Annotated in this window: 15 protein-coding genes and 1 riboswitch; of the genes, 8 read left to right on the forward strand and 7 right to left on the reverse strand. The window is 42.1% G+C overall.

The window, feature by feature from the left end; all coding sequences use genetic code 11:
• Nucleotides 1-266 precede the first annotated feature (266 nt).
• Nucleotides 267-614, forward strand: coding sequence for a 50S ribosomal protein L19 (gene rplS / locus J2S23_RS00995; RefSeq protein ID WP_093650752.1), 348 nt, complete (start codon nt 267-269; stop codon nt 612-614).
• A gap of 727 nt (nt 615-1,341) precedes the next feature.
• Here the strand turns inward: rplS and J2S23_RS01000 are convergent.
• From J2S23_RS01000 to J2S23_RS01020, 5 genes are all read right to left on the reverse strand, one after another.
• Nucleotides 1,342-2,667: an MATE family efflux transporter gene (locus tag J2S23_RS01000; protein ID WP_307120906.1), complete on the reverse strand. Its 1,326-nt coding sequence runs from the start codon at nt 2,665-2,667 to the stop codon at nt 1,342-1,344.
• Between the two features lie 196 nt (nt 2,668-2,863).
• Complete coding sequence (locus J2S23_RS01005; protein ID WP_307120907.1) at nt 2,864-3,691, reverse strand: hypothetical protein; 828 nt, start codon at nt 3,689-3,691, stop codon at nt 2,864-2,866.
• A gap of 16 nt (nt 3,692-3,707) precedes the next feature.
• A complete protein-coding gene (locus J2S23_RS01010; protein WP_307120908.1) occupies nt 3,708-4,478 on the reverse strand; it encodes a hypothetical protein in 771 nt (256 codons plus the stop codon).
• A 13-nt stretch (nt 4,479-4,491) separates the two neighbouring features.
• On the reverse strand, nt 4,492-5,193 hold the full coding sequence (locus J2S23_RS01015; protein WP_307120909.1) for an ABC transporter ATP-binding protein: 702 nt from the start codon (nt 5,191-5,193) through the stop codon (nt 4,492-4,494).
• Nucleotide 5,194: 1 nt separating this feature from the next.
• Entirely contained in the window at nt 5,195-5,560 is a 366-nt protein-coding gene (locus J2S23_RS01020) for a GntR family transcriptional regulator (RefSeq protein WP_307120910.1), read from the reverse strand.
• A gap of 147 nt (nt 5,561-5,707) precedes the next feature.
• Between J2S23_RS01020 and lepA the strand changes: the two genes are divergently transcribed.
• The 5 genes from lepA to J2S23_RS01045 all read left to right on the forward strand — a co-directional run bounded on the left by lepA (nt 5,708) and on the right by J2S23_RS01045 (nt 13,544).
• Nucleotides 5,708-7,531, forward strand: a complete 1,824-nt coding sequence (gene lepA, locus J2S23_RS01025; protein ID WP_307121049.1) for a translation elongation factor 4 — start codon at nt 5,708-5,710, stop codon at nt 7,529-7,531.
• Between the two features lie 75 nt (nt 7,532-7,606).
• On the forward strand, nt 7,607-8,614 hold the full coding sequence (locus J2S23_RS01030) for a YeiH family protein (RefSeq protein WP_307120911.1): 1,008 nt from the start codon (nt 7,607-7,609) through the stop codon (nt 8,612-8,614).
• 122 nt (nt 8,615-8,736) lie between these two features.
• Nucleotides 8,737-9,234, forward strand: coding sequence for a YkgJ family cysteine cluster protein (locus J2S23_RS01035; protein ID WP_307120912.1), 498 nt, complete (start codon nt 8,737-8,739; stop codon nt 9,232-9,234).
• 275 nt (nt 9,235-9,509) lie between these two features.
• Nucleotides 9,510-9,583, forward strand: a riboswitch (Fluoride riboswitch).
• 42 nt (nt 9,584-9,625) lie between these two features.
• Complete coding sequence (locus J2S23_RS01040) at nt 9,626-12,352, forward strand: cation-translocating P-type ATPase (protein ID WP_307120913.1); 2,727 nt, start codon at nt 9,626-9,628, stop codon at nt 12,350-12,352.
• Between the two features lie 124 nt (nt 12,353-12,476).
• A complete protein-coding gene (locus J2S23_RS01045) occupies nt 12,477-13,544 on the forward strand; it encodes an AI-2E family transporter (protein WP_307120914.1) in 1,068 nt (355 codons plus the stop codon).
• A gap of 54 nt (nt 13,545-13,598) precedes the next feature.
• Here the strand turns inward: J2S23_RS01045 and J2S23_RS01050 are convergent, their stop codons facing one another.
• Nucleotides 13,599-14,564, reverse strand: a complete 966-nt coding sequence (locus J2S23_RS01050) for an NAD(P)H-dependent flavin oxidoreductase (protein WP_307120915.1) — start codon at nt 14,562-14,564, stop codon at nt 13,599-13,601.
• 99 nt (nt 14,565-14,663) lie between these two features.
• Nucleotides 14,664-15,044 carry a winged helix-turn-helix transcriptional regulator gene (locus tag J2S23_RS01055; protein ID WP_307120916.1) on the reverse strand — a complete coding sequence of 127 codons (381 nt, stop codon included), beginning with the start codon at nt 15,042-15,044 and terminating at the stop codon, nt 14,664-14,666.
• A 148-nt stretch (nt 15,045-15,192) separates the two neighbouring features.
• Here J2S23_RS01055 and J2S23_RS01060 point away from each other — a divergent pair, with 148 nt between their 5' ends.
• Both J2S23_RS01060 and J2S23_RS01065 read left to right on the forward strand, forming a co-directional pair.
• Complete coding sequence (locus J2S23_RS01060) at nt 15,193-16,521, forward strand: NtaA/DmoA family FMN-dependent monooxygenase (RefSeq protein ID WP_307120917.1); 1,329 nt, start codon at nt 15,193-15,195, stop codon at nt 16,519-16,521.
• An 87-nt stretch (nt 16,522-16,608) separates the two neighbouring features.
• Complete coding sequence (locus J2S23_RS01065) at nt 16,609-17,010, forward strand: MurR/RpiR family transcriptional regulator (RefSeq protein ID WP_307120918.1); 402 nt, start codon at nt 16,609-16,611, stop codon at nt 17,008-17,010.

A 17,010-nucleotide genomic window follows, 5' to 3' on the forward strand; every position in this document is an offset into this window, starting at 1 on the left:
GAGCCTTTCTAATGTGTTTGTGGTGAACTACATTATATCTCTCTGAGGTGTTTTTGTATACTTTTTTCTCAACTAGAAAGTGGCTAACTTCATTTTAGAACTTTCGATGCGAAATAATAGGAATATTTCCTATTAAATGGCAAGTTTACTCCTTGCCATTTTTTGCTAATTGTGGTATTATATATTTTGTGTGTAATGGACGCACAAAATACAGTTTATCCGCTGGGTTTAAAAGCACCTATGATTGACAAAGATAGGAGAAAAAAATGAATCCATTAATCCAAAGCTTGACTGAAGGTCAACTTCGTACTGATATCCCATCATTCCGTCCTGGTGACACTGTTCGCGTACACGCGAAAGTTGTCGAAGGTACACGTGAACGTATCCAGATCTTTGAAGGCGTGGTTATTGCACGTAAAGGTCAAGGTATCTCAGAAATGTACACTGTTCGTAAAATTTCTGGCGGTATCGGTGTAGAACGTACATTCCCAATCCACACACCACGTGTAGACAAGATTGAGGTTGTTCGTTACGGTAAAGTACGTCGTGCGAAATTGTACTACTTGCGTGCGCTTCAAGGTAAAGCAGCTCGTATCAAAGAAATCCGTCGTTAATATCAAGATGTGAGAGCGTTTAAAAAGTTGAGCAAAAATAGGAGTTCAACGCAGTGTGTACGACACACAAGGCGAACTATCTTTTTTGCCAAACTTTTAGCTCGAACTCAATTAGGATAGGAAACAGACCTACTTGATATTTGTTTCGAGTGGGTTTTGTTTTACACAGCTCGTAGCCTGTGTTCAATTCGGATTGAAAGGTTCTCAGTAGGGAGCCTTTTTTGTTGGGGTTTAATCAAATTCTGATGTTTCGTTTGAAAAGTTTTGTTCAACGTAGTGTGTGCGACACACAAGGCGAACTATCTTTTTTGCCAAACGTTTAGCTTGAACTCAATTACGATAGAATACAGACCCGCTTGATTCGTTTCGAGTGGGTTTTGTTTTAACCAGCTCGTAGGCTGTGCTCAATTAAGATACAATAGGCGTTAAAAATCCGTATGAAATAGGAAATTAGCTGAAAATCAAAGATTTTCAAGCAAATTTATCTTTTTTACTAGGATTTTAGCCTGTGTTCAATTCAGATTGCAAGGTTCTCGGTAGAGAGCCTTTTTGTTGGGAGTTAGGCCTGTTTTCGCGTCGGATTATCAACTTCTGGCAAGAGATTTTTAGGTTTTACAATTTAAAGAGCCTTTATTCTTGATAGTAACTTTTTTGTGAAATACTTGGCAACTTTCACAGCTCAATCATATAAAAACAGTCTGAAGCCTTTCAAACTGTTTTTAACTTTTTAATAGCGTTTTTTCATTTGTTTGCTGTAGTGTTTCATAAAGTAAATAACGACAATAGCAATGAGTAGCTCTGTAATTGGCATAGCCCACCAAAGGGCGTTCCCTCCAAAAAAGAAGGGAAGGCTATAAATCATTAATGCACTAATAATCATGCCTCTTGCTACAGAAACAACAAAGGCGATGCGTTGCTTCAAGATCGCTTGGAAAAAATAAGTGGCATAAATATTAAGAGGGAGAAGGAGAAATGAAATGGCATAAACTCTTAAAATAGCTGGTGCAATAGCTAATATTTCTGGTGTAGGTGTCATGAAAATCTTTACGATGAGGGTAGGGAATAACCAGACAACAGCAGTCCAAAAGAGCGCAAAGCTGATAGCTGTTTGGTTGGTGTAGCGTAACAGTTCATTTACCCTCTTAAAGGCTTTCCCCCCAAAGTTTTGAGACATGATCGGTTGACTAGCTTGACCTATACTATAAGCACAAGCCTGTACCAAGGTGGAGACATTGACGATAATACCATAGACTGCTAGGGCGTTGGTACCCAGGTAGCTACTGATTTGGCGGTTAAACATGACTGTTAGTATCCCCATAGCCAAATCAACGAAAAAAGTCGGAAAACCTATCGTAGTGATTTGACGAGCTGTCTGTAAGAATTGTTGAGGTCTGGTCCACTTCAGTGAATTGTTTTTTCTGGCAAAGTGAGTCAGCATGATGATAAAGGTAATAATGGCTCCGATGGAAGTAGCAAGCGCTGCACCCGTCATCCCCATATCAAAAATAAAGATAAAAACGTAGTCTCCAATGACATTAAACAATCCGCCACCAAGGACTGCAAAGGTTGCAAGAGTAGGAGCATTGTCATTCCTTAAAAAGGCTGCCAAGACTTGGTTAAAGAGAAAAAAGGGGATGAAGGGAAGAAAGGCTTTAACATACTGAGTGGCTAGTGGCAATGTCACTTGGTCAGCACCAAAAGAACGTAGGAGCCCTTGGTCAAACACACCAATCAGAAAGTAGGCAAATAAGGCCATTAAACCAGCTTCAATAAGGGCAGTACTAAAGGCTTCTTTTTCTCCCTGTTGATTTTGTTTTCCTTTGGCAACGCCTAAGAGAACACCTCCTCCGACACCAGCCCAAATCCCTAAGCCAAAAATAATATTCCACATAGGAGCAATGATGGACATGGCAGCTACCCCCTCTGCACCGACCGATTGCCCAACCATGACGGCATCCACAATCCCATAAATAGGGACAATCATAGTAGAGCCAAAGGCGGCTAATAAGTAATTGCGATAGATTTTCTTTATATTGCCTGTTAAAAAATTCATGGGTTTCCTTTTCTAAAATAAAGAGCAAAAAAGAAAGAGAAGGCCGTTTGACCTTCTCTTATCCGGCATTTCTGCCCTCCGAGATATTACAAGATAATAGTTTATCAGGAAATGATTAACATGTCAACTTTAGCTAACGATATCTTAGTCCAGTATCATTCGAAAGTGATAATGTCTTAGTTCAGCCAACGATATCTTAGTCCAGATTTAAGCGATGCTTTAGCAAATAGCCAGTAGCAAAATAGCTTGCTACAAGAAATATCAGATGAAAGACTAGATTAAAACCAGCATACCAATATCGTCCGATGTTATCAAAAGCATAGTAATCGCTATAGGCAGGCATGAGGAGTTCATAAAGCATAAAGTAAAGAACACTGACGCCAAAGAAACTAACAAAAGAAAGTAAGGTGCGATGATTTTCAAAACTGTGTCCAAGTGTCATAGCAAGGTAGACCATCATGATGAAAGTGGAGAGTTGGACAATGGACACTACAAAGTCTAAAGCGAGGTAGCCAAAGTCTCTGAACCACAAGCTCAGACTGTTCCATAAGGCGATGAAAGGGTCTGTGATATTGCTGAAAAAGTGAATCCCACCTAAAAGAGCAAAACTAACAACGATTATAACCAATGACAACAGTGATAACATGAGGCTAGACAGTAGCTTGCTTCCCAAAATGTGGTGTATACTAGCTGGCAAGGTCATGGTCAAATATCCTTGTTTGCCAAAAATGTTATCCTTAAAACGTTTGATAATCAGAAAAATGGTTGATAAGACAATGGTCATCATGACAACGCCATAGGACATCATCAAGAGCATTAAAAGAATGGCCATGAACCCTTGGTGCCCGCCAGATGATAGTATCTGTCCAAAAAGATAGGCGGAATCGTAAGACGAAACGGTATTTTCAACCATATTATGATACCAAAGGCCTACAACTACCGATAGCATCAAACTAATCACATAAAGTCCAAGGTACCATTTGCTGACAGATTTTAATTCATATTTTAAAAGTTTTCCAAACATAAAACCTCCAGCACACTTATTGGATATTGAGCTTGTATTTGATCATATAGTGAGTGGCAAAGTAGGTTATCAGACAAAAGACAATATTAAAGGCAGAAGTAAACCAATAGTAATGCTCTGTGATACCTGTCCTATTAAGAACTAACATTGCCATTGTTGAAAGAATGGCGTAGATGACAAAGAAGGCAACGAATGATAAAAGAACGCGGTGACTTTCTGCCAGATGTCCAAGGGCAATCGCGCAGTAGAGCATCAATACATTCCCAACGGTTCCAATTAGAAAGCTAATGATGTATGGGGTCAGGTTTCCAACAAAAACTTCTTTAAAAATCATCTGAAAATCTGCATTTACCCAGATTTCTTTAAGGCCAGTGAGCAAGTCAGTCCATCCAATATTGATCAAAACGATGATAAAGATAGACAGTCCGACAGTTAAAATGGATAGAAAATACCAAATGATGGCTGCTGTTAGTTTACTGAGTAGAATCTGGTGAGTAGTAGCCGGCAAGGTCATGGTTAGATACCCTTGACGACCATAGATATTGTCCTTGAAGCGTCTGATAATGAGCACCAGGGTTGATAATCCAAGAGCCGCAATGATTGCTCCAAAACTCGTAAAGGTCAGGATGGTTAGCATGATAGCAATAAAAGAATCACTATCGGTAGCCTGAGACATGTGAGATACCCAGAATCCTAGGATAATAGCAAAGACGATGCTGAGACCATAAAGTCCGAGATACCATTTTCCGACAGATTTAAATTCCTGTTTTAACAGTTTTCCAAACATATCTAACTCCTTTCTAAGCTCTGAAGTCGTCTCGGAAAAGTTCATCGATGGATTCACCATGCTCAACACGGAGATCATCGACGTTTCCTTGACGAACGATATGGCCATTATGAATGAAGACGACATGATCAAGAATACTTTCAATATCTGAAATCAAGTGAGTTGAAATCAGAACAGAAGCGTCAGGAGAATAGTTGTTAATGATGGTCCGCAAAATATAGTCACGGGCTGCAGGGTCAACACCTCCGATGGGTTCATCAAGAATGTAAAGTTTGGCCTTGCGACTCATGACCAAGATTAACTGTACTTTCTCCTTATTTCCTTTAGATAATTTCTTAAGTTGAATATCAAGGTTGATATTCAAATCTTTCAATAGTAGTAGGGCTGTCTCCATGTCAAAATCATCATAGAAGGTTTTAAAGAAATCTAGAGCATCGACCACTTTCATGTGATCGCTCAGATAGGTTGTATCTGGCAGGTAAGATACGTTTTTTTTTGTTTCTGGAGAAGGCTTCATACCATTGATGAGAATTTCACCTTCATTAGGCTGTAAGAGACCATTGAGCAGTTTAATCAGGGTTGTTTTGCCTGACCCGTTAGGACCTAAAAGCCCAATAATGCTCCCTGGCATGAGGGTAAGGTTAATGTTATCTAGAGCAAGGCTATTGCTGTAACGTTTGGATAAGTTTTTAATCTCAACAAGTGGTTGGGACATTTTAGTTTCCTCCTAAAAACGATTCTAATTCAGGGATAATCTCATTGTCTTTGAAACCAAGGTTGCCCATATTGGTGACAAAGTTTGAAAGTTCTTCTTGGGCAAGTGTGTGGCGCGTGACTGTGATTAACTCTTGATTATCGGTCACAAAGCGACCAGATGTTCGTCTGGAATAGACAAATCCTTGATTTTCAAGGTCGGATAACGCCCGTTGGATGGTATTGGGGTTGACACCAGCAATTTCTGCAAGGTCACGAACCGAAGGGAGACGATCTCCGCTTTGGAGTTGTCCTGTTACGATTTGCAATTTGATGATGTTGCAGATTTGGATGTAGATCGGTTGATTATTATCAAATTTCCAGGCCATAGCAGTTCCTTTCTGTTATGTTGTTCTATTTATATAATACAATAGAAATTCTATTCTTGCAAGTATTTATGCCCATTCTGAGAAAATATTTAGAAAGCCGTCCTATTTTCTGGTATAATGGGTTAGATGACAGAAAAAGGAACTAGTATGCAAATCGAAGAATTAAAAAAACGTCAAGAGAAAATACGTAATTTCTCTATTATTGCTCATATTGACCATGGGAAATCAACTTTAGCCGATCGTATTTTAGAAGCTACTGAGACAGTTTCAACCCGTGAGATGCAAGCTCAGCTATTGGACTCTATGGATTTGGAGCGAGAGCGCGGGATTACCATTAAGCTTAATGCTGTACAGCTTAACTACAAGGCCAAAGATGGTGAAACCTATATTTTCCACCTGATCGACACACCTGGACACGTGGACTTTACCTATGAGGTATCACGGTCACTAGCTGCCTGTGAAGGGGCTATCCTTGTCGTAGATGCAGCTCAAGGAATTGAAGCTCAGACACTGGCTAATGTTTATTTGGCTTTAGACAATGACCTTGAAATCATGCCTGTCATCAATAAGATTGACTTGCCAGCAGCGGATCCTGAGCGGGTACGCGGTGAAATCGAGGATGTCATAGGTTTGGATGCTTCTGAAGCTGTTTTAGCATCTGCCAAAGCAGGCATTGGGATTTCGGAGATTCTAGAACAAATCGTTGAGAAGGTACCGGCACCAACAGGTGATGTTGCTGGGCCGCTCAAAGCCCTTATTTTTGACTCTGTTTATGATCCTTACCGTGGGGTTATTTTGCAGGTTCGGGTGATGGATGGTGTGGTGCGACCAGGCGATCGTATTCAGATGATGTCCAACGGTAAGACCTTTGATGTTACAGAGGTTGGTATTTTCACACCAAAAGCCATCGGGCGTGATTTCTTAGCAGCTGGTGATGTTGGCTATATTGCAGCAGCGATTAAAACCGTCGCTGATACGCGTGTCGGAGATACGGTTACCCTCGCTGGTAATCCTGCTGATGCCCCCCTTTCAGGCTATAAACAGATGAACCCGATGGTGTTCGCTGGGATTTACCCGATTGACTCTAATAAGTACAATGACCTGCGTGAAGCATTAGAAAAACTACAACTCAATGATGCCAGTCTTCAGTTTGAGCCTGAGACGTCTCAAGCCCTAGGATTTGGGTTTCGTTGTGGGTTCTTAGGGCTTCTTCACATGGATGTTATCCAAGAACGGATTGAGCGCGAGTTTAATATTGACCTGATTATGACTGCACCATCGGTAGTTTACCATGTCAATACGACAGATGGTGAGATGATTGAAGTTTCCAACCCATCGGAATTTCCAGACCCGACCCGTGTGGATAATATTGAGGAACCTTATGTCAAAGCCCAAATCATGGTTCCACAGGAATTTGTCGGTGCAGTGATGGAACTAGCCCAACGGAAGCGTGGGGATTTTGTAACCATGGATTATATTGACGAGAATCGGGTTAATGTGATTTACCAGATTCCGCTAGCAGAAATAGTGTTTGATTTCTTTGATAAACTCAAGTCGTCAACGCGTGGTTATGCAAGTTTTGACTATGAGCTATCTGAATACCGTCCAAGCCGTCTAGTTAAGATGGATATTTTGCTCAATGGCGAAAAAGTAGATGCTCTCAGCTTTATTGTTCACAAAGAATTTGCCTATGAACGTGGTAAATTAATTGTGGATAAGCTTAAGAAAATCATTCCGCGTCAACAGTTTGAAGTGCCGATTCAGGCTGCGATTGGTCAAAAGATTGTGGCTAGAAGCGACATCAAGGCCCTCCGTAAAAATGTCCTAGCCAAGTGTTATGGCGGTGACGTTTCTCGGAAACGCAAACTCCTTGAAAAGCAAAAAGCTGGTAAAAAACGGATGAAGGCTATCGGGTCTGTTGAAGTGCCACAAGAAGCTTTCCTCAGCGTCCTTTCAATGGATGAAGATTAAAATGGGAAAAACAGGTTAACCTTACAGCCTGTTTTTCCTTTTGAACACGGACAAGAATTTTAAAAAGGAGTAACCATGTCTTTTGACACTCAAAAAATACCCGGTATTCTTTTATGCCTTTTTATTGCCATACCTGCTTGGGTTTTAGGACAGGCTTTGCCCCTAATCGGTGCCCCCGTGTTTGCTATTTTATTAGGTATGGTTGTTGGTCATTTCCACACCAAGAGAGAGAAGACGCAGCAAGGCATTGCCTATACGTCTAAGATGATACTGCAACTAGCTGTAGTTCTTCTAGGGTTTGGTCTTAATTTAGGGCAGGTTGTGTCTGTTGGGTTGACCTCTTTGCCGATTATCCTTGCGACCATCTCCGTGGCTCTCATTGTTGCCTTTGTCTTGCAGAAGGCTTTTAAGCTAGAGGTCAACACTGCTACTTTAGTTGGTGTCGGTTCCTCGATTTGCGGAGGATCAGCCATTGCTGCAACAGCTCCTGTCATAGGAGCCAAGGATGAAGAGGTGGCCCAGAGCATCTCTGTCATCTTTCTCTTTAACATCCTTGCGGCTCTGCTATTTCCTACCCTGGGACAGATGCTTGGTCTGTCTCATGAGGGGTTTGCCCTTTTTGCCGGGACAGCTGTCAACGATACGTCATCAGTAACCGCGACCGCAACGGCCTGGGATGCTATACACCAGAGCCATACCCTGGATGGCGCGACCATCGTCAAACTGACGCGGACCTTAGCTATTATTCCTATCACGCTTGCCTTGTCCTGGTATAAGTCGTCAAAAGGTCTTGAGAATGGCGGAGCTTCCCAGTCAGGCTTCCGGCTTAAGAAAGTCTTTCCGACCTTTATTCTCTATTTCCTAGCGGCTTCTCTGATTACGACAGTAGTAGCGGCTTTCGGTGGTCAGACTGCTCTCTTTGGTCATCTCAAGACCCTTTCCAAACTTTTCATCGTCATGGCCATGTCAGGGATTGGTCTAAACACCAATCCCATTCGGTTGGTTAAGACAGGTGGCGCCATCTGTTGGTTAGCCATTACCCTGACTAGCTTAGCCATGCAAGCAGTGATAGGCGTCTGGTAAATCGAATCCCTACAAATGAAATAACTGATCAAAGTAGGTAACTTCCCTGCTTACAAATGCAAACTGTGGAAACACGGCTTGCATTTTTTTGGTATAATAAAAAGTGAAGGAGATGAGAAGCTATGCCTACTGACCAAATTGATATTGAACGCTACCATCAACTCGCCCTGCAAAAGCAAAAAGAACACCGGCTTTTTCTGGCTACTTTAAAACGTAAAGCACCTAAAAATTTGGATAAGATTGTCCAGGAGGTGCACACAGAAGTCTTTAGCGAGATTGATTGCACCAAGTGCGCCAATTGTTGTCGAACGCTTGGTCCACTCTTTACAGAAGCAGATATTACACGGATTGCCAAGCATTTTCGCATGAAGCTACCAGTATTTGAAGAAGCTTTTTTAAAGACAGACGAAGATGGGGACAAGATTTTTCAAAGCATGCCCTGCCCGTTTCTAGGAGAGGATAATCTTTGTAGCATCTACGATGTGCGGCCCAAAGCCTGTCGGGAGTTTCCCCACACAGATCGTAAGAAAATTTATCAAATCAATAACCTGACCCTTAAAAATACCCTGTTCTGCCCAGCAGCCTATCTCTTTGTTGAGAAGTTGCGGGAGAGGGTTTGAGGGTTAGTTCTTGGGAGTTATTGGATTTGTAATAGGTAAACACCAAGCTAAGCATTTAGCTAAATTAAGTCTGGGTCATTCTGTTAGGATTGCGTTTCTAAACTTTCAAAAGCTTCAAAGTGTTTCAGGCAAAATCTACCTGATATTACGAAGATTCTAAATCCTATTTTAAAGTGATACGGTTAACATAAATGATGTTGTAAAGATGTTTACTAGTTCTCAATAATGTTAAATCCAATTTGAAAATGGTTTCAAAATATGTTACAATAGATGAAATAGGAATTGGGAATGATTGTCTCCCTTGAAAGCAATTTCTAAACCGCATCATGCTAATGACATCTGCATGCTTTTTGGTGTGCAGATGTTTTTTATAACTTGAAAGGAGAAATGTATGGAAAAAGTTTACCAGAAATCGAGTAAAGATGTTCTCAAGCATTACGAGACATCCGAAGAAGGCCTGAAACAGGAGGCGATAGCAGATCGCCAAAAAAAGTATGGGCTTAATGAGTTAGAACAATCTGAAAAGCGCTCGGCTCTTGAAATTTTATGGCATAATATCAATAATATCATCGTCTACCTATTAGGTGCAGCGGTGATTCTGTCCCTCTTTATGGGAGAATGGGTAGAAGCTGCTGCTGTATTTGCTGCTCTCTTAATTGCTGTGTTAACAGGATTTTTCGTAGAGTTAAAGGCCCAGGGATCGGTTGAATCTCTCCAAAAAATGATTTTTACAACGACGAAAGTGATTCGAGATGGGGAGACGCAAGAAATTGATTCCAAGGACTTAGTTCCCGGTGATATTATCGTGCTAGAAGAAGGAGATGCTATTTCTGCAGATGGTAGACTCATAACTTCAAGTAATTTCGCTGTAATTGAATCTGCTTTGACAGGAGAATCTGAACCTGTTGACAAGGATGCCCAGGAAATTTTTGAAGAGGAGCAGTCTATCGGTGATCGACTTAACATGGTCTTTTCTGGAACAGCTGTTGCCAGAGGGAATGCCAAGGCAGTTGTCACTGGAACAGGGATGAAAACCGAGGTTGGTCAGATTTCCTCTCTCATCGACAAAAAAACGGCCAAGGATTCGCCTCTTGAAAAAGAACTTCACAAACTTGGTAAGGTCCTTATTGTCCTTGCCTTGGTTGCAGCTATCCTGGTTATTGTAGTTGGTCTAATCAATGGTCAAGATATGGCTCATATCCTGCATATTGCCATTATTTTGGCGATTGCAGCCATTCCTGAGGCCCTACCTGCTGTATCAACCATTACCTTATCACGCGGAATGCGGATCATGTCTGAGCACAAGGCTTTAGTCAAGTCTTTATCAGCCGTAGAAACCCTGGGGTCAACAACTGTTATTGCGAGTGACAAAACGGGAACTTTAACTGAAAACCAAATGACAGTTGAGCGGATACGCTTGGCAGAAAATCGAAAGCTTGAAGTAAGCGGTCGAGGCTATGATCCAATAGGTGACCTTACCGAGAACGGTGACAAAGTTTCGGTGACGCTCACAGAAATCTTAAACGGGGGTCAAGACGATGACGCTTTAGGCCAGTTTATTATCCATGGTCTTCTGGCTTCGAACGCCCAGTTACGGCTTGCTGATGACCAATCGGATGATTCTGATCGAAAAGAGTATCAGATTATTGGGGATCCGACAGAAGGATCTTTGGTGGTTTTAGCGGCCAAAAATGACTTGGATTATACAACTTTATCAGAAAATGGTTGGAAACGACTTGCTGAAATCCCTTTCAGTTCGGAACACAAATACATGGCTGTATTGGCGGAAACCCCATACGGTAAACGTATCGTTGTTAAGGGAGCACCAGATGTTCTCATCACTAATTTCATTCCAAAACATAAGCAAGATTATTGGTTGGACCAAAATGAGTCCCTAGCTTCTGAAGGAATGCGAGTCTTAGCAGTTGCTTCACTTAAAGTAGATGAAAAGACGGATCTAGCAGAAACCTTTGAAAATAACTTTGACCAGTTTATGGGTGATTTTGTCATCGATGGTTTAGCTGGGATTATGGATCCGCCACGTGATGATGTTAAGGATTCTGTCGCAGAGACCCAGAATGCTGGTATTGCTGTTAAAATGATTACTGGTGACCATCCTAAAACGGCATCCGTTATTGCAGAACAAATTGGCATCAAAAATCATGAGAATACCATGACTGGACAAGAAATTGATAAACTGGTTGATCAAGCAGGTTTTGCCCAAAAGGTCAGAGAGACAGCTGTGTTTGCCCGTGTATCTCCAGAAAATAAACTTCAAATTGTGAAATCCTTGCAAGCAGAAGGGAATGTGGTGGCTATGACAGGAGACGGTGTCAATGACGCACCTGCCCTAAACGGAGCTGATATTGGCGTGGCCATGGGAATTCGTGGGACAGAAGTCGCAAAGGAGACTGCCGCCATGATTTTGACGGATGATAAATTTTCGACCATTGTGTCAGCTGTTGAAATTGGACGTAATATCTTTGCTAATATTAAAAAGTATGTTATGTTCCTCTTCTCATGTAATATGATTGAGATTTTAGCTGTTCTCTTAACGATTATTTTCAGCCTACCAATGCCACTGCAAGCCTTACATATCCTCTACCTCAATTTGGTGATTGACATTGCGCCAGCTATGTCCTTGGCCTTTGAAGAAGCTGACGAGGACATCATGAGTCAGCCTCCGCGTCGTGCTTCTGGAGGGTTAGTGAATAAGGCTTTCTTGGCTAGGATTATCATAAGTGGTGCTATTATAGCCCTAGCTAGTTTCATTATTTTTAGGCATGCTTATGCAAGAGAGGCGAGCCTTGAGTATGCACAAACTGCGACCTTTACCTTTATGGCCCTTGCTCAATTATTACAAATCTTTAATGTGAGAAATCCTAAAGGTTTTGGACTAAATGCCTCTTTCTTTAAAAATAAAGTTTTAGTTCTCTCGTTGATCTTGTCATTAGGATTACAGATGGCTGCAATCTATCTACCGTTTATGAATGCTATTCTTGGAACACATCCTTTGACAGGTGCAACATGGGGTTATATGGCAATTGGTTTACTCGTAACCACAGTTTTCGTTTACCTAGCAAATACGTTACTCAGGCGTTACCTTAAGGAAGACTAACGTTCACTGAAACTTAAATTTTGCCATGGCGATGTGTAGATTGGACTGCAATTTGTCAAATGACGTCAGCATGGTCTAAATTTGCTTTTTCAAAGATTTCATTTCAACCTAACTGGAGTTCCCTATGGATAAACAACTACAACTTATCTTAAAAGTCTGCTTTTTGGCCATAACCTGTTATGTGGTCTATCTTCTCTCACCGTTATTGTCCCCGGTTATTAGTGTGGTCTTATGGATTGTAACGCCTCTGCTTATCGGTCTTTATGCTTTTTACATGTTTCGGCCCATTAAAATATTTTTGGAACAGAAAACGAATAATTCGACATTCGCCTTTATAGTGACCTTTCTCAGTCTTATTGTTTTGATTGGTGTGTTAGGTTGGGTAATCACGGATATTGTTGTGGTTCAGTTGGCTTCTTTAGCCAATTCAATGGATCCTGAGACCTTAAAAATTCCTTTTGAAGAAGAGCTCTCAGCTTTTGTGGATATTCAGGGGATTTTAGATAATATAAAAACTGAGATTCCGCAAAGTTTGTCCTCAATTTCATCCAGTTTGAATTCACTGCTCAAAAGCGGGGCGACCTTTCTGACTCAAATTTTATTATTCCTCTTGACGGTGTTTTACCTGTTGAGAGATGAAGCATTGCTGAAAAAATTTTTTTACCAGATGACACAGGGAAAGAATGAAGTTATATACCGTAAGATGGTCAGAGATATGCATCAGACCCTCAAGGATTATATTTCAGGGAGAATGGTGACCTCTATTATTCTTGGAGCCTTAATGCTTCTCTTTTATGTGGTTTTCAAGGTTCCTAATCCGTTTTTACTTGCCGTCATCTCGCTTGTCACTAATTTGATTTTATATATTGGACCATTTCTAGGAGCTATTCCAGCCTTGTTTATCGGTGCTACAGTGAGCAGCAAAATGGTGATTCAAATAGCGATTGCGACCATTGTGATTCAACAGATTGAGTCAAGCATTATCTCTCCTAAAATTATGGGAGATAAGCTTGATATTCATCCCTTTGTGGTCATGTTAACAGTCTTAATCGGTTTGAACCTGTTTGGTATTGTCGGTGCCTTGTTTGCAACACCTATTTTCTTAATGATAAAAATTGTTTTTAACGGCTATAAAGAATTAAGACGCCAACATCGTCTAAATGATAACTCACAGATTGAGACAAAATTGTAAGCTTATTCATTTAAAAAACCTTAACACTTGAAAAAAGCGTTAAGGTTTTTTCTTTTATGCTTTAAAATCGACCATCAAGTCATCGATCACTTCTTGAACTGTACGGATGGCTTTAATTGGGGTGATACCTGTTCCGACAGATATGAAGCCTTCTTGGGAATTACCTTCGACCATGCCTTTCAACATGCCCATACCGCCGTTTTGGAGTTTGGCTAATTCTTCACGAGAAGCCCCGGCTTGATCGCGCTCCACGATTTGATGCGCCAAGTCTGTTGGAAGAGAACGGTAGTAGGCTGGAAGGGTACGGAAGAGCAGAAGGTCTTCTGCTGTGGCGTTAACAATCTTTTCTTTAACAGATGGGTGTGCTGGACTTTCAACCGTTGGTAGGAAAACCGAGCCAGCAAAGGCCCCCTCAGCGCCCAAGGCAAAGACGGCACGCACACCGCGAACGTCGCCGATACCACCAGCTGCCATCACGGGGATAGATACCGCATCAACAATCATTGGTACGATGGAGAAAGTTCCGATCACTTTCTCTGGTACGGAACCGCCTTCATCAAAGCCAGTAGCAACATAGATATCCACGCCAAAGGCTTCAGCAGCTTTGGCATCGGCTATCGATGGATTGCCAGGACGGTAGACGATTTTAATGTCATTTTCTTTCAAGGGATTGAAAATACGTTCGTCCAAAATCCCATTAATCAAGACAACTGGAACTTTTTCTTCAAGGACGACTTGAAGGATTGGCCAAGTATAGGTTAAGTCATAATCAACAACGAGAGTCGAGGCAAACGGTTTGTCAGTCAAAGCTTTGACCTTTTGGATTTCACGGCGCATGCGCTCAGCGGTTTCTTGAGGGTCACGCGTGATGGTTGTTTGACCAGCATTTGGTCCGAGGATACCAAGCCCTCCAGCGTTGCTGACAGCAGCGACAAATTCTGCATTGGTTAACCAGGCCATTGGCCCCTGGATAATGGGGTATTGAATGCCGAGGATTTCGGTCACACGGGTTTTCATCATGGGTTTATCTCCTTTTCAAATGAATACCTTCATTATAACAGGGAGACACTTTCTTGAGAAGACGGCAATTTTAAAAGACCTAGTACACTTTTGTGTACCTTAGGCCTTGATGTGGTTTTTGTAGTTGCCATCTTTGGTGTGTTTTTCCCCGTATTCCACCATTAGTTCCAGAATGGGAAGTAAATCGCGCCCTTTTTCGGTCAATTGGTAATCGACTCTAGGAGGAACTTCTGGATGGATGGTCTTCAGGATGAGGCCATCGGTATCCATTTCCTTGAGCTGCTTGGTGAGGGAACCTTGGGATAAGTTATTGAGGTGTTTTTGAATTTCGTTAAAGCGTTTGATGCCATCAGCCAAATAATCCAAAATCATTAATTTCCAGCGGCCGTCCATGACAGTCTGGGCATAGAGAAGGTGGAAGATGGGGGTTGGATTTTCTAAATCTTCTGGGCGAAACCCTTTCGGGCAGATTTTAGCCATAAAATTTTCCTTTCCTTTCTTGTCAATAGAACCCTAAACAATCAAAAGCAACAGAAAAATGTACCTTGTCTCTTATTTTTGCCTTCTTTTAAGGGCGACAAAAGTCTGGTATACTCATTCTATCATAAAAATGAAAAAGGATAAACGAATGACTACAAACCAAAATCAAATGAAAATTGTCCTCCAAATGGTCTCAGGCTATGGGGGTGAGTTCAAAACCTGGCGCCTGCCAGAAGCAAAAGCAGATGCTTACACAGATATGGATTTATACGTTGAAATGGCCCAATTAGCTGAAAAAGGGAAACTTCATGCCCTCTTTATGGCGGATACACCTGCGCTGGTCAACAACATCGGAGTCGATACGCCTATGCACTCTATGGATCCGCTCATTGCCATGACCTCTGTGGCGCGTGCGACCAAGCATATTGGGTTAGTTGGGACTTTTTCAACCACCTTTAATGAGCCTTATAACCTAGCTCGTCATTTAAAAACCCTTGATGTTATCAGTCACGGACGAGTTGGCTGGAACACAGTGACGACTTCGACAGGAGCGACAGCCGATAACTTTGGTACCCATATCGCAACTCGTCAAGAGCGCTATGGTCGAGCGCATGAAGTGATCGAAGCGGTGCAATCTCTCTGGGGGTCTTGGGGAGAAAACGCCTATATCCATAATAAGGAGACTGGGCAGTTTGCTGACTTGGGTCAGATTAAGCCCGTTAACTATCGCGGCGAGTATGTCAAAACATCAGGTCCCCTTCCAATTCCGCCATCCGAACAAGGCCAACCCGTTCTTTTTCAAGCTGGACCTAGTGGCGAAGGTGTTGAGTTAGCTGGGCGCTTTGCGTCAGGAGTTTATGCTAATCCCTTTACTATCGAAGAATCTCGGGAATACCGTGACATCCTGAGAGATGCTGCTGTTCGCCATGGTCGTGAAGCAGATGAGATTAATGTCTTTACAGGTTTTATGTTTACCATTGCAGATACGAAGGAAGAAGCTCTTGCCCGTCGGCGCCAGGTCATGGCCTTCGACCCAGAAGAGACTAGTCAACGCTTACGCTACCTCTCAGCCATGGTCGGGCTTAATTTGACCAGTCTTGATATTGACAAGCCATTGCCAGAAGGAGTGCGCCGTATGCTGCAAGCCAATTGGCAAGATCCCCGTTCGCCACGAGCTGTAGAATTGCTCCAAGAAGGCTATTCTCCGCTGGACACTTTAGCCATGGGTGTCATCAATTACCATCCTGTGGTGGTTGGAACTGCTACGGATGTTGCTGACTTCTTGCAAGAATGGTTTGAATCAGGGGCCACAGATGGTTTTTCAATCGTCCCTGATTTGGCCCATGATGGGGTTAAACGCTTTGTTGAAGAAGTAGTCCCAATCCTACAAGAACGTGGCATTTTCCATAAAGACTATGAAGGCACAACGCTTCGAGAGAATCTCGGCCTGCCCTATCAATACGGTCTTAGAAAATAATGGAGTCTCCACCGCCTGCTGTATGGCAAGTGGTTTTCTATCTTTACTGTGTTATAATGGACTAAGACGATACCAAGGAGGTCAGCTATGCTCATTAAGGAACGCTTGCTAGATCACAGTGAAATGACTGAAATTGAGGCAGAGATTGCCGATTACTTTTTAGGTGCAGGTCATGACCTGAAAACCAAGAGTTCTCGTGCTATTGCTAAGGAGCTCTTTGTTGCACCATCGACCATCACACGCTTTTGCCAATGGCTAGGGTTCGATGGATTCAACGCTTTTAAGGAGGCATATCTGTCAGAAGTCACTTACTTAGACACAAATTTTAAAGACATTGATCCCAATCGACCTTTTAGCAAGCGGGATCAAAATTTGGCTGTGGCGTCCAAAATGGCTAGCCTATATCAAGAGACGGTCCAAGATAGCCTGTCTCTCCTTAACCATGATGTCCTCCAACAGGCGACCCGTCTGCTAGAAAAAATCTACTAG

The sequence above is a fragment of the Streptococcus moroccensis genome, assembly GCF_030812835.1.
GTDB lineage: Bacteria > Bacillota > Bacilli > Lactobacillales > Streptococcaceae > Streptococcus > Streptococcus moroccensis.

What these genes read in the sequence shown, in the direction of transcription:
- J2S23_RS01035 (WP_307120912.1), top strand. Translation starts at nt 8,737, where the DNA reads ATGCCTACTGACCAAATTGATATTGAACGCTACCATCAACTCGCCCTG.
- J2S23_RS01050 (WP_307120915.1), bottom strand. Translation starts at nt 14,564, where the DNA reads ATGATGAAAACCCGTGTGACCGAAATCCTCGGCATTCAATACCCCATT.
- J2S23_RS01030 (WP_307120911.1), top strand. Translation starts at nt 7,607, where the DNA reads ATGTCTTTTGACACTCAAAAAATACCCGGTATTCTTTTATGCCTTTTT.
- J2S23_RS01060 (WP_307120917.1), top strand. Translation starts at nt 15,193, where the DNA reads ATGACTACAAACCAAAATCAAATGAAAATTGTCCTCCAAATGGTCTCA.
- J2S23_RS01010 (WP_307120908.1), bottom strand. Translation starts at nt 4,478, where the DNA reads ATGTTTGGAAAACTGTTAAAACAGGAATTTAAATCTGTCGGAAAATGG.
- J2S23_RS01015 (WP_307120909.1), bottom strand. Translation starts at nt 5,193, where the DNA reads ATGTCCCAACCACTTGTTGAGATTAAAAACTTATCCAAACGTTACAGC.
- lepA (WP_307121049.1), top strand. Translation starts at nt 5,708, where the DNA reads ATGCAAATCGAAGAATTAAAAAAACGTCAAGAGAAAATACGTAATTTC.
- J2S23_RS01000 (WP_307120906.1), bottom strand. Translation starts at nt 2,667, where the DNA reads ATGAATTTTTTAACAGGCAATATAAAGAAAATCTATCGCAATTACTTA.
- rplS (WP_093650752.1), top strand. Translation starts at nt 267, where the DNA reads ATGAATCCATTAATCCAAAGCTTGACTGAAGGTCAACTTCGTACTGAT.
- J2S23_RS01065 (WP_307120918.1), top strand. Translation starts at nt 16,609, where the DNA reads ATGCTCATTAAGGAACGCTTGCTAGATCACAGTGAAATGACTGAAATT.
- J2S23_RS01045 (WP_307120914.1), top strand. Translation starts at nt 12,477, where the DNA reads ATGGATAAACAACTACAACTTATCTTAAAAGTCTGCTTTTTGGCCATA.
- J2S23_RS01005 (WP_307120907.1), bottom strand. Translation starts at nt 3,691, where the DNA reads ATGTTTGGAAAACTTTTAAAATATGAATTAAAATCTGTCAGCAAATGG.
- J2S23_RS01020 (WP_307120910.1), bottom strand. Translation starts at nt 5,560, where the DNA reads ATGGCCTGGAAATTTGATAATAATCAACCGATCTACATCCAAATCTGC.
- J2S23_RS01040 (WP_307120913.1), top strand. Translation starts at nt 9,626, where the DNA reads ATGGAAAAAGTTTACCAGAAATCGAGTAAAGATGTTCTCAAGCATTAC.
- J2S23_RS01055 (WP_307120916.1), bottom strand. Translation starts at nt 15,044, where the DNA reads ATGGCTAAAATCTGCCCGAAAGGGTTTCGCCCAGAAGATTTAGAAAAT.